The organism is Sulfitobacter sp. S190, assembly GCF_025141935.1.
GTDB lineage: Bacteria > Pseudomonadota > Alphaproteobacteria > Rhodobacterales > Rhodobacteraceae > Sulfitobacter.
Window position 1 is genome coordinate 545,383 of sequence record NZ_CP081120.1, and the last position, 12,654, is coordinate 558,036.

Annotated in this window: 7 protein-coding genes; 6 read left to right on the forward strand and 1 reads right to left on the reverse strand. The window is 61.2% G+C overall.

Going from position 1 to position 12,654, the window contains the following annotated elements; genetic code table 11:
* The first annotated feature begins 160 nt into the window (after positions 1 to 160).
* The 4 genes from rpoB (at position 161) to K3756_RS02845 (ending at position 10,486) form a co-directional block, all read left to right on the forward strand.
* Positions 161 to 4,300 carry a DNA-directed RNA polymerase subunit beta gene (gene rpoB, locus K3756_RS02830; RefSeq protein ID WP_259990703.1) on the forward strand — a complete coding sequence of 1,380 codons (4,140 nt, stop codon included), beginning with the start codon at positions 161 to 163 and terminating at the stop codon, positions 4,298 to 4,300.
* A gap of 107 nt (positions 4,301 to 4,407) precedes the next feature.
* A complete protein-coding gene (rpoC, locus tag K3756_RS02835; protein WP_259990705.1) occupies positions 4,408 to 8,661 on the forward strand; it encodes a DNA-directed RNA polymerase subunit beta' in 4,254 nt (1,417 codons plus the stop codon).
* Between the two features lie 131 nt (positions 8,662 to 8,792).
* Positions 8,793 to 9,608: a putative rhamnosyl transferase gene (locus K3756_RS02840; protein WP_259990707.1), complete on the forward strand. Its 816-nt coding sequence runs from the start codon at positions 8,793 to 8,795 to the stop codon at positions 9,606 to 9,608.
* Entirely contained in the window at positions 9,608 to 10,486 is an 879-nt protein-coding gene (locus K3756_RS02845; RefSeq protein ID WP_259990709.1) for a DMT family transporter, read from the forward strand. The genes K3756_RS02840 and K3756_RS02845 overlap by 1 nt, the downstream gene beginning before the upstream one ends.
* Here K3756_RS02845 and K3756_RS02850 read toward each other — a convergent pair.
* Complete coding sequence (locus tag K3756_RS02850) at positions 10,461 to 11,279, reverse strand: putative rhamnosyl transferase (RefSeq protein ID WP_259990711.1); 819 nt, start codon at positions 11,277 to 11,279, stop codon at positions 10,461 to 10,463. The genes K3756_RS02845 and K3756_RS02850 overlap by 26 nt on opposite strands.
* 388 nt (positions 11,280 to 11,667) lie before the next feature.
* Here K3756_RS02850 and rpsL point away from each other — a divergent pair, with 388 nt between their 5' ends.
* A complete protein-coding gene (rpsL, locus tag K3756_RS02855) occupies positions 11,668 to 12,039 on the forward strand; it encodes a 30S ribosomal protein S12 (RefSeq protein ID WP_025063456.1) in 372 nt (123 codons plus the stop codon).
* A gap of 93 nt (positions 12,040 to 12,132) precedes the next feature.
* Positions 12,133 to 12,603 carry a 30S ribosomal protein S7 gene (gene rpsG, locus K3756_RS02860; RefSeq protein WP_259990717.1) on the forward strand — a complete coding sequence of 157 codons (471 nt, stop codon included), beginning with the start codon at positions 12,133 to 12,135 and terminating at the stop codon, positions 12,601 to 12,603.
* Positions 12,604 to 12,654 lie beyond the last annotated feature (51 nt).

Below are 12,654 nucleotides of genomic sequence, written 5' to 3' on the forward strand. Positions count from 1 at the left end.
GCTTTGCCGCAAAAGCGTCTTTCTGGAGAGGTCCAATGGGTCGGAAGGAGCACGGTGGGACGTGGTCCAGCATAGACCCGGATCAACCCGCTCTTATGAATGTGCATCGCGGCCCCGGCGATGGCGCATCCGGCAAGAGACACGAAAGGTGACACGACACATGGCACAATCCTTCCTTGGCCAGAAACGTCTTCGTAAATACTACGGCAAAATCCGCGAAGTGCTGGAAATGCCGAACCTCATCGAGGTACAGAAATCTTCCTACGACCTGTTCCTGAACTCCGGTGACGCGCCCGAGCCCACCGACGGTGAAGGCATCACAGGCGTCTTTCAATCGGTTTTCCCGATCAAGGACTTCAACGAAACTTCCGTTCTGGAATACGTCAAGTACGAGCTCGAGAAGCCCAAGTACGACGTCGAGGAATGTCAGCAACGCGACATGACCTACAGCGCGCCGCTCAAGGTGACGCTGCGTCTCATCGTGTTCGATGTCGATGAAGACACCGGTGCGAAATCCGTCAAGGATATCAAGGAACAGGACGTGTTCATGGGCGACATGCCCCTGATGACGCCAAACGGGACGTTCATCGTGAACGGCACCGAGCGTGTGATCGTGTCCCAGATGCACCGCTCGCCCGGTGTGTTCTTTGACCACGACAAGGGCAAGACCCACTCCTCCGGCAAGCTGCTGTTTGCCTGCCGCATCATCCCCTACCGCGGCTCCTGGCTCGACTTCGAATTCGACGCCAAGGATATCGTGTTTGCGCGCATCGACCGTCGCCGCAAGCTGCCTGTGACCACCCTGCTTTATGCACTCGGGCTGGACCAGGAATCCATCATGGATGCCTATTACGATACGGTCACCTACAAGCTGGAAGACAAAAAGGGCTGGGTTGCACCCTTCTTCCCCGAGCGTGTGCGCGGCACCCGTCCGACCTACGACATCGTGGATGCGGCGTCCGGTGAAGTGCTGTTCGAGGCCGGCAAGAAAGTCACTCCGCGTGCGGTCAAGAAACTGATCGACGATGGCGCCGTGACCGACCTGCTGCTGCCGTTCGACCACATCCAGGGCAAATTCGCGGCCAAGGACATCATCAACGAAGAAACCGGTGCGATCTATGTCGAGGCCGGTGACGAGATGACGCTGGAATACGACAAGGACGGCGAACTCATTGGCGGCACCGCCAAGGAACTGGTCGACGCCGGTATCACCGAGATCCCACTCTTGGATATCGACAACGTCAATGTCGGCCCGTACATGCGCAACACCATGGCGAACGACAAGAACATGAACCGCGAAACCGCGCTCATGGACATCTACCGCGTCATGCGCCCGGGCGAGCCGCCCACCGTCGAAGCGGCCTCCGCGCTGTTCGACACGCTGTTCTTCGATGGCGAACGCTATGACCTGTCGGCCGTTGGCCGCGTGAAGATGAACATGCGTCTTGCACTGGATAAGGAAGACACGCAGCGCACGCTGGACCGCGACGATATCGTGGCCTGCATCAAGGCGCTCGTCGACCTGCGCGATGGCCGCGGCGACATCGACGACATCGACCACCTCGGCAACCGCCGTGTGCGCTCGGTCGGTGAGCTGATGGAAAACCAGTACCGTGTGGGCCTTCTGCGGATGGAACGCGCGATCAAGGAACGCATGTCGTCGGTCGAGATCGACACCGTCATGCCGCAGGATCTGATCAACGCCAAACCGGCTGCGGCTGCGGTACGTGAATTCTTCGGCTCCTCGCAGCTGTCGCAGTTCATGGACCAGACCAACCCGCTGTCCGAAGTGACGCACAAGCGTCGCCTCTCGGCGCTTGGACCCGGCGGTCTGACACGCGAACGTGCGGGCTTCGAGGTGCGCGACGTGCACCCGACCCACTACGGCCGCATGTGCCCGATCGAAACGCCCGAAGGCCCGAACATCGGTCTGATCAACAGCCTCGCGACCTTTGCCCGCGTCAACAAATACGGCTTCATCGAAACACCTTATCGCAAGGTGTCCGGCGGTGTGGTCAGCGATGACGTGCAGTACATGTCCGCGACCGAGGAAATGCGTCACACCGTGGCGCAGGCCAACGCGAACCTCGACGAGGACATGAAGTTCGTCAACGATCTGGTGTCCACACGCCAGTCGGGCGACTACACGCTCGCGCCGTCGGAAAACGTGGACCTCATCGACGTGTCGCCCAAGCAGTTGGTCTCGGTTGCCGCCTCGCTCATTCCGTTCCTGGAAAATGACGATGCGAACCGCGCCCTGATGGGGTCGAACATGCAACGTCAGGCGGTTCCGCTCCTGCAGGCCGAAGCGCCTCTGGTCGGCACCGGCATCGAAGAAGTCGTGGCGCGCGATTCCGGCGCGGCCTATATGGCCAAGCGGGCGGGCATCATTGACCAGGTCGATGCCACACGTATCGTGATCCGCGCGACCGAGGATCTGGAACTGGGCGACGCGGGTGTGGACATCTACCGCATGCGCAAATTCCAGCGCTCCAACCAGAACACCTGCATCAACCAGCGTCCGCTGGTCAAAGTGGGTGACCGGGTGTCCAAGGGTCAGGTGATCGCGGACGGTCCCAGCACCGACATGGGTGAACTGGCGCTCGGCAAGAACGTCGTCGTCGCCTTCATGCCGTGGAATGGCTACAACTACGAAGACTCGATCCTGATCTCCGAGCGGGTCAGCCGCGACGACGTGTTCACCTCCATCCACATCGAAGAATTCGAAGTGGCCGCACGTGACACGAAACTCGGCCCTGAGGAAATCACCCGCGACATTCCCAACGTCGGCGAGGAAGCCCTGCGCAACCTCGACGAGGCGGGCATCGTCTATATCGGTGCAGACGTAGAGCCGGGCGACATTCTGGTGGGCAAGATCACCCCCAAGGGCGAAAGCCCGATGACACCGGAAGAAAAGCTTCTGCGTGCCATCTTCGGTGAAAAGGCCTCTGACGTGCGCGATACGTCGCTGCGTGTGAAGCCCGGTGATTTCGGCACGGTCGTCGAAGTGCGCGTCTTTAACCGCCACGGTGTGGAAAAAGACGAACGCGCGCTGCAGATCGAGCGTGAAGAAGTCGAACGTCTGGCCCGTGACCGCGACGACGAACTCGCGATCCTCGACCGCAACATCTACGCGCGTCTGCGCGAGATGCTGCTGGGCAAGACCGCCGTCAAAGGCCCCAAGGGTGTCAAATCGAACAGCCAGATCACCGAAGAGGTGCTGGATGACGTGCTGACGCGCGGCCAATGGTGGCAGCTCGCACTCGAGGACGAGGACGATGCGAAAATCGTCGAAGCCCTGAACGAGCAGTACGAGATCCAGAAACGGACTCTCGATGCCCGCTTCGAGGACAAGGTCGAGAAAGTGCGCCGTGGCGACGATCTGCCCCCCGGCGTGATGAAAATGGTCAAAGTGTTCGTGGCGGTGAAGCGCAAGCTGCAACCGGGCGACAAGATGGCCGGTCGTCACGGCAACAAGGGTGTGATTTCTAAGGTTGTCCCGATGGAAGACATGCCGTTCCTCGCGGACGGTACACCGGTCGATTTCTGTCTGAACCCGCTGGGCGTGCCGTCGCGCATGAACGTCGGTCAGATCCTCGAGACGCACATGGGCTGGGCCGCACGCGGTCTGGGCGTGAACGTCGACGAGGCGCTTCAGGAATACAAACGCTCTGGCGACATGACGCCGGTGCGCGAAGCGATGAAACTGGCCTACGGCGATGATGTCTACGAAGAGGGCATCACCGGCATGGACGAGGATACGATGTTGGAAGCGGCGGGCAACGTGACCCGCGGTGTGCCGATCGCAACCCCCGTCTTTGACGGCGCGAAAGAGGCCGACGTGAACGACGCGCTGAGCCGCGCGGGTTTCGACACCTCTGGCCAGTCGGTGCTGTTCGACGGTCGCACGGGCGAGCAATTCGCGCGCCCCGTGACCGTGGGCATCAAGTACCTGCTGAAACTGCACCACCTCGTGGACGACAAGATCCACGCGCGTTCCACCGGTCCATACTCGCTGGTCACCCAGCAGCCGTTGGGCGGTAAGGCACAGTTCGGTGGTCAGCGCTTTGGTGAGATGGAAGTCTGGGCCCTCGAAGCCTACGGCGCCGCCTACACCCTGCAGGAAATGCTGACGGTGAAGTCGGACGACGTGGCAGGCCGGACCAAGGTCTATGAGAGCATCGTCAAGGGCGAGGACAACTTCGAGGCCGGCATTCCGGAATCGTTCAACGTTCTGGTCAAAGAGGTCCGCGGTCTGGGCCTCAACATGGAACTCCTGGATGCGGAGGAAGACGAGTAGGCGCGAAACCACGGTGCGCAACACGTGCACACCCTACGTAGGGTGCGCATTCACTGCGCACCTTCCGCCGACCTTCCCCCGCACCCTCTGACACTTGAGGAAAAAGTATGAACCAGGAACTGACAAACAACCCGTTTAACCCGCTGACACCGCAGAAGGTTTTCGACGAGATCAAGGTCTCCCTCGCAAGCCCCGAGCGTATCCTCAGCTGGTCTTTCGGCGAAATCAAAAAGCCAGAAACCATCAACTACCGGACGTTCAAGCCCGAGCGTGACGGCCTGTTCTGTGCGCGTATTTTTGGCCCCATCAAGGACTACGAATGCCTGTGCGGCAAATACAAGCGCATGAAATATCGCGGCGTTGTCTGCGAGAAATGCGGCGTCGAAGTCACGCTGCAAAAAGTCCGCCGCGAGCGCATGGGCCACATCGAGCTGGCCTCGCCGGTTGCGCACATCTGGTTCCTGAAATCGCTGCCGTCGCGCATCGGCCTGATGCTCGACATGACGCTGCGCGATCTGGAACGTGTGCTGTACTTTGAAAACTACGTCGTGATCGAACCGGGTCTGACGGATCTCACCTACGGTCAGATGATGACCGAGGAAGAGTACATGGACGCGCAGGATGCCTATGGCATGGACGCGTTCACCGCCAACATCGGTGCCGAAGCGATCCGCGAAATGCTCGCCGCCATTGATCTGGAGGCCGAGGCCGACCAGCTGCGCGAAGATCTCAAGGAAGCCACGGGCGAACTGAAACCCAAGAAGATTATCAAGCGCCTCAAGGTGGTTGAAAGCTTCCTGGAATCCGGCAACCGCCCCGAATGGATGGTCATGACCGTCATTCCGGTGATCCCGCCGGAACTGCGTCCGCTGGTGCCGCTGGATGGCGGCCGTTTCGCGACATCCGATCTCAACGATCTGTACCGCCGCGTGATCAACCGCAACAACCGTCTGAAGCGTCTGATCGAACTGCGTGCACCCGACATCATCGTGCGCAACGAAAAGCGGATGCTGCAGGAATCCGTCGATGCGCTCTTCGACAACGGTCGCCGTGGCCGCGTGATCACCGGTGCCAACAAGCGCCCGCTGAAATCGCTGTCCGACATGCTCAAGGGCAAGCAGGGTCGCTTCCGCCAGAACCTTCTGGGCAAACGCGTCGACTTCTCGGGTCGTTCGGTCATCGTGACCGGTCCGGAACTGAAACTGCACCAGTGTGGTCTGCCCAAGAAGATGGCGCTGGAGCTGTTCAAGCCGTTCATCTACTCGCGGCTCGAGGCCAAAGGCCTCAGCTCCACCGTCAAGCAGGCGAAAAAGCTGGTCGAAAAAGAGCGTCCCGAAGTGTGGGATATCCTCGACGAGGTCATCCGCGAACACCCTGTCATGCTGAACCGTGCGCCTACGCTGCACCGGTTGGGCATTCAGGCGTTCGAACCTGTCCTGATCGAAGGCAAGGCGATCCAGCTTCACCCGCTCGTCTGTTCGGCCTTCAACGCCGACTTTGACGGTGACCAGATGGCCGTGCACGTGCCGCTCTCGCTCGAAGCGCAGCTGGAAGCACGCGTTCTGATGATGTCCACGAACAACGTTCTGTCGCCCGCCAACGGCGCGCCGATCATCGTGCCATCGCAGGATATGATCCTGGGTCTGTACTACACGACCCTGGAGCGTGACGGCATGAAGGGAGAAGGCAAGGTCTTTGGCACCGTCGACGAAGTGCAGCACGCGCTTGACGCCGGTGAGGTGCACCTGCACTCCAAGATCAAGGCCCGGATCAAGCAGATCGACAACGAAGGCAACGAAGTGATGATGCGCTTTGACACGACCCCCGGTCGTGTGCGTCTGGGCGCGCTTCTGCCGCTCAACGCGAAGGCGCCGTTCGATCTGGTCAACCGTCTGCTGCGCAAGAAGGAAGTGCAGCAGGTGATCGATACCGTCTACCGGTATTGCGGCCAGAAAGAGAGCGTCATCTTCTGTGACCAGATCATGACCATGGGCTTCCGCGAAGCGTTCAAGGCGGGCATCTCGTTCGGCAAGGACGACATGCTGATCCCCGAAACCAAATGGGATCTGGTCGAGGACACACGCGGTCAGGTGAAAGACTTCGAACAGCAGTACATGGACGGCCTGATTACCCAGGGCGAAAAGTACAACAAGGTCGTCGATGCCTGGTCCAAGTGTAACGACAAGGTGACCGACGCCATGATGGGCTCCATCTCGGCGGAACGTCACGACGAGAACGGGACCGAAATGGAACCGAACTCGGTCTACATGATGGCCCACTCCGGCGCGCGTGGCTCTGTCACCCAGATGAAACAGCTGGGCGGCATGCGCGGCCTGATGGCCAAGCCGAACGGCGACATCATCGAGACGCCGATCATCTCGAACTTCAAGGAAGGTCTGACCGTTCTTGAATACTTCAACTCGACCCACGGCGCCCGTAAGGGTCTGTCGGATACCGCTCTGAAGACGGCGAACTCGGGCTACCTGACCCGCCGTCTGGTTGACGTGGCGCAGGACTGCATCGTGCGCATGCACGACTGTGGCACCGAAACCGCGATCACTGCCGTGGCAGCCGTCAACGACGGTGAAGTGGTGGCTTCGCTGGCCGAGCGTCTGCTGGGCCGTGTCGTGGCCGAGGACATCCTGCGCCCCGGCACCGAAGAAGTGCTGGCCGCTGCCGGTTCGATCGTGGACGAGCGGACCTCGGACATCATCGACGAAGCGGGTGTGGCCTCGGCCCGGATCCGCAGCCCGCTGACCTGTGACGCCGAAGAGGGGGTCTGCGCCATGTGCTACGGCCGTGACCTCGCACGCGGCACGCTGGTCAACCAGGGCGAAGCTGTCGGCATCATCGCCGCACAGTCGATCGGTGAACCCGGTACACAGTTGACGATGCGGACCTTCCACATCGGCGGCGTTGCACAGGGTGGCCAGCAGTCCTTCCAGGAAGCGGGCCAGGCCGGCAAGATCCAGTTCGAGAACGCGCAAACGCTCGAGAACGCGCAAGGCGAAACCATGGTCATGGGCCGCAACATGAAGTTGCTCATCATCGATGAGCAGGGCGAAGAACGCGCCAACTTCAAAGTGGGCTACGGCACCAAGCTGTTTGTATCCGAAGGTCAGGAAGTGGCCCGCGGCGACAAGCTGTTTGAATGGGATCCCTACACGCTGCCGATCATCGCGGAGGCCGCAGGTACGGCCAAGCACGTTGATCTGGTGTCGGGCATCGCCGTCAAGGACGAAACCGATGACGCAACAGGCATGACCCAGAAGATCGTGATCGACTGGCGTGCCGCACCCAAGGGCAATGAACTCAAGCCAGAGATCATCCTGATGGATAAAGACGGCGAGCCGCTGCGCAACGACGCGGGCAACCCGATCACCTATCCGATGTCCGTGGATGCGGTCCTGTCCGTCGAAGACCAATCGGAGGTTCAGGCCGGTGACATCATCGCGCGCATCCCGCGTGAAGGTGCCAAGACCAAGGACATCACCGGTGGTCTGCCGCGTGTGGCCGAACTCTTTGAGGCACGTCGCCCCAAGGACCACGCCATCATCGCGGAAATCGACGGCTACGTGCGGTTCGGCAAGGACTACAAGAACAAGCGTCGTATCGCGATCGAGTCGTCCGAAGATCCGGATCACAAGGTCGAGTACATGGTGCCCAAGGGGAAACACATCCCCGTTGCCGAAGGCGACTTCGTGCAGAAGGGTGACTACATCATGGACGGTAACCCCGCGCCGCACGACATCCTCGCCATCATGGGTGTCGAAGCACTGGCGGATTACATGATCGACGAGGTTCAGGACGTCTATCGCCTGCAAGGTGTGAAAATCAACGACAAGCACATCGAAGTCATCGTGCGCCAGATGCTGCAGAAGTGGGAGATCCAGGAATCCGGAGACACCACGCTGCTCAAGGGCGAACACGTCGACAAGCAGGAATTCGACGCGGCCAACGAAAAGGCCCTGTCGAAAGGCGGTCGTCCGGCCAAGGGCGAACCGATCCTGCTGGGCATCACCAAGGCGTCGCTGCAAACCCGCAGCTTCATCTCGGCGGCGTCCTTCCAGGAAACGACCCGCGTTCTTACCGAAGCCTCCGTGCAGGGTAAGAAAGACAAGCTGGTCGGCCTGAAAGAGAACGTGATCGTTGGTCGTCTGATCCCTGCGGGCACCGGTGGGGCAACCCAGCAGATGCGCCGTGTGGCTCAGGATCGCGACAATGTCGTAATCGAAGCGCGCCGGATCGAAGCCGAAAAAGCGGCTGCGCTGGCAGCGCCCGAAGCGACGGGTGCGGATGACTTCGTCGGTGGCGACGTCTTTGACCAGGCGCCGATCATCGATGAGGAAAGCCGCGATTGATCGCCGCTGACCTTTGAAAATCTTGGGCCCCCGCACCTCTCTGGCGCGGGGGCCTTTTCTTTATGGCTACTGCGCTTTCGCCGGGCGGGGGGCTCTGCTAGGCTCGCGGTACTCCAGTCCCAAAGAGCATCATGTCAGAGCAGTTCAAACTTCAGATGCGCGGGCTCATCCGCTTTTCCTACCTCTCTGAATCCGGATTTGCGGTTTCGCGGCGCGGCGTCGATGCGGTGCGCGACATGCTCTATGATACGGACCGGCTCGAACGCCGTTTCGCGCTTTTCGAAGCGCTGGCGCTGCCGTCCTTGCGCGTGCAGGACGACCCGGACTTCAAGATCGGCCTGCTCATCGGGGATGACTTTCCGCTCTGGGCCCATGCCCGCCTCGAAAAACTGATTGCCGATCTGCCGCAGGCCCGCCTCGTGGCCCTGCCGCCAATGCAGCATTTTCAGGCGGTCAAGCAGGCGATCCGCAAACTGGGCCATGACAAGGGCGCCACCCACACGTTGACCTTCCGCTTCGATGACGATGACGCCATCCACCGCAGCACCACAGCGCGGTTGCGGGCGATTGCCATGGCCAACGCCCCCGTCCGCGACGTAGCGCAGCGTTTCGCCATCGGCTTTAACCGCGGTTTCTACATCACCACCGGTCCCGACGGGATGACGCTGAGCGAAGAATACGAAAAGACACCACTGGGCATCGGTCTGGGGTTGGTCGAACCGCTGGGAAAGGTGCACACTGTCTTTCGCCGCAACCACCGGCATCTGCCGCAGTACTATGACACGCTGACGGAGGTCTCGCGCCCGATGTACCTGCGCTCGGTGCACCGCGACAACGATTCCGGCGCCAGACCATCGGGCCGCAGCGGCACCATGGCGCAAGAGCAGATCGAAGAAACGCTGGAGGCCGATTTCGGCCTGTCCCTCGACCGGTTGCGCGCGCTGTGATGTCGCGCAATCTGGCCGGGGCGCTGCTGATGGTGGCGTCGATGTCGGCCTTTGTATTCAACGATATGGCGATCAAGCTGACGGGCGGCGTGGTGCCCCTGTTCCAGCTGATCTTTGTGCGCGGCCTGCTGGCGACCACGCTGATCTGTGCGCTGGCCTATGCGGTGGGCGGTCTGCGCCTGCGGTTGCCGCGTGCGGATTGGGGCTGGATTGTGCTGCGCGGCCTGTCCGAGGTTATGGTGGCCTACTTCTTCCTTGCGGCCTTGCTCAACATGCCGCTGGCGAACGTGACGGCGATCCTGCAATCGGTGCCGTTGATGGTGACGCTCGCGGCGGCGCTGATCTACCGCGAACGGGTGGGCTGGCCGCGTCTGCTGGCCATCGCCATCGGCTTTTGCGGTGTGCTTTTGGTAGTGCAACCGGGGGCAGACGGATTCACCCGCTGGTCGCTTTTCGCGCTTGGCGCAGCACTGTGCGTGACCGCCCGCGATATGATCACGCGCCGCATTTCATCGCAGGCGCCGGGCTGGATGGTGACGCTGGGCACATCGCTGTGTGTCACGCTCGCCGCCGGACTGGGCAGCACGTCGGAAACCTGGGTCTCCGTCGCCCCGCCCACCGCCGCCCTCATCGCGCTGTCGGCGTTCAGCATCGTGGCGGGCTATTTCTTCAGCGTGCAGGTGATGCGCACGGGCGACGTGTCCTTCACCGCGCCGTTCCGCTATACGGGGCTGCTGTTTGCGATCGCGCTTGGCATCTTTGTGTTCGGCGAAATTCCGACCGCGCCGACGGTACTCGGGGCGGCGATCATCATGGCCACGGGGCTTTTCACGCTTTACCGCGAAGCGCGGGTCAGACGGGTGCCGCACCGGCGCTGAACACACGGCGGACCTGCGCCTCGTCGATGGCAAAACGGTCGGCAAATTCGGCGCGGGTGGCGTCATCCAGCGCGATAAGCTCCACCGGTTTTACCTTCTTCTGGCGGCTGTCGTTGGTGGTGTTATGGCCACGGATGAACATGGTGGGTTCGGCAAAGCTGACACAGGGCATGAAGCGGCCAATGCGCTCATGGGCGAAATTCATGATGGTTAGCGGGCTGTTGCCGCGGATCTGCATCGCCAACCCCGCCACGTTGAACGTCTTGCGCAGGGGCGTGGCGTTGATCCCGCTGGCGCCGAAATTGGCGATGTATCCCTTGGTCCAGTCAAAGGCGATGGCCTTGTGCTGCGCGCTCAGCGCGGCACAATCGACCGCCGCCTGCCGCAGCCGTTCGATGAAATCGACCGCCACGGCATCATCGTCGTCGTAGCGGAACTGCAGACAGGGCGCGGCCGGATCACGGCGGGCAGTGTTGAGCACCTCTTTCATGACCTCGCGGTGGTTGCGCGGCGGATGCGCCTCGATGCGGGCCTGCGGCATGTCCCGGATCAACGCCTGCAACCGCGCCAGATAGGGGGCAGGCAACTGGTCGCCCACCACGATCACCAGTTCGAAATCGGGATCGGTCTGGTGGCGCAGGCACTTCAGCGCGACCGTCTCGAACAGGTGGAATCGTTCCTCCATGCGGGCGGGGTCATAAAGATAGGCGATCTTGTCGGCCATATCCTCGAAATCGACCTGAAAGCCGCCCAGTGCGGGATAGGAAAACCGGCATAGCCCGATGACTTGCATAACTGCTTGGTCCCGTTGGTTTTGCCCGACTATGGTGCGCCCGCGCGATCCTTGGCAAGGGCAGAATGGCGCAGGGTGCGGGTTGCGGCCCCGCTGCGGTTGACAGCCGGGGCAGGGGTGCGTATATGCCCGCTATCTGATCGAAGGGGTCGCCCCGAGATCGCACATATCATACCGCATGTGGTCAAGATCCAGGCCGCCTTCACTGGCCCGATCCTCTGTAAGCAAGCCGCCGCGCTCACCTCGGTACGGGAGCGTTGCGGCCTAATCGCTTTGGACCATCTGCCCGCAACCCGCCCGCTGGACGCAGGGGGCATCGAATTTCACCGCACAGGGGGCCACGGGCTTCGCGTGCATCCATGACGAGCAACACGGGGATAAAACCGGAATGCCAACGATCCAACAGCTGATCCGCAAGCCGCGCCAGCCAAAACGCAAGTATTCGAAATCCATGCACCTGCAGGAATGCCCGCAAAAGCGCGGCGTCTGCACACGTGTGTACACAACAACGCCCAAGAAACCGAACTCCGCGATGCGGAAAGTTGCGAAGGTTCGCCTGACCAACGGTTTCGAGGTCATCTCCTACATCCCGGGCGAAAGCCACAACCTGCAGGAACATTCCGTTGTTCTGATCCGCGGCGGTCGTGTCAAAGACCTTCCCGGTGTGCGCTACCACATCCTGCGCGGTGTTCTGGATACCCAAGGCGTCAAGGACCGCAAGCAGCGTCGTTCCAAATACGGTGCCAAGCGTCCCAAGTAATGTAGCCGCGGTGCGCGGAAGATGCGCACCGGACCCATCCACTCGTAGGGTGCGCATTCATGCGCACCGACCCGCCAAGAGGAAGACAAAAAAATGTCACGCCGCCACGCAGCTGAGAAGCGCGAAGTTCTGCCAGACGCCAAATACGGCGATCTGGTTCTGACCAAATTCATGAACAACCTGATGATCGATGGTAAGAAGTCGGTCGCAGAACGCATCGTCTACAACGCGCTGGACCGCGTCGAGGGCAAGATCAAACGCGCCCCCGTCGAAGTGTTCCACGAAGCGCTCGACAACATCAAACCGTCCGTCGAAGTGCGCTCGCGCCGCGTCGGTGGTGCGACATACCAGGTGCCCGTCGAGGTCCGCCCCGAGCGCCGCGAAGCGCTGGCGATCCGCTGGCTGATCAAGGCATCGCGTTCGCGCAACGAAAACACCATGGAAGAGCGCCTCGCAGGCGAACTGCTGGACGCCGTCCAGTCCCGTGGTACCGCCGTGAAAAAACGCGAAGACACGCACAAGATGGCCGACGCCAACAAGGCGTTCAGCCACTACCGCTGGTAACACCCTAAGATCGGGGCCCGGATCCGCCGGGCCCCTGACCCTTTTCAAAGC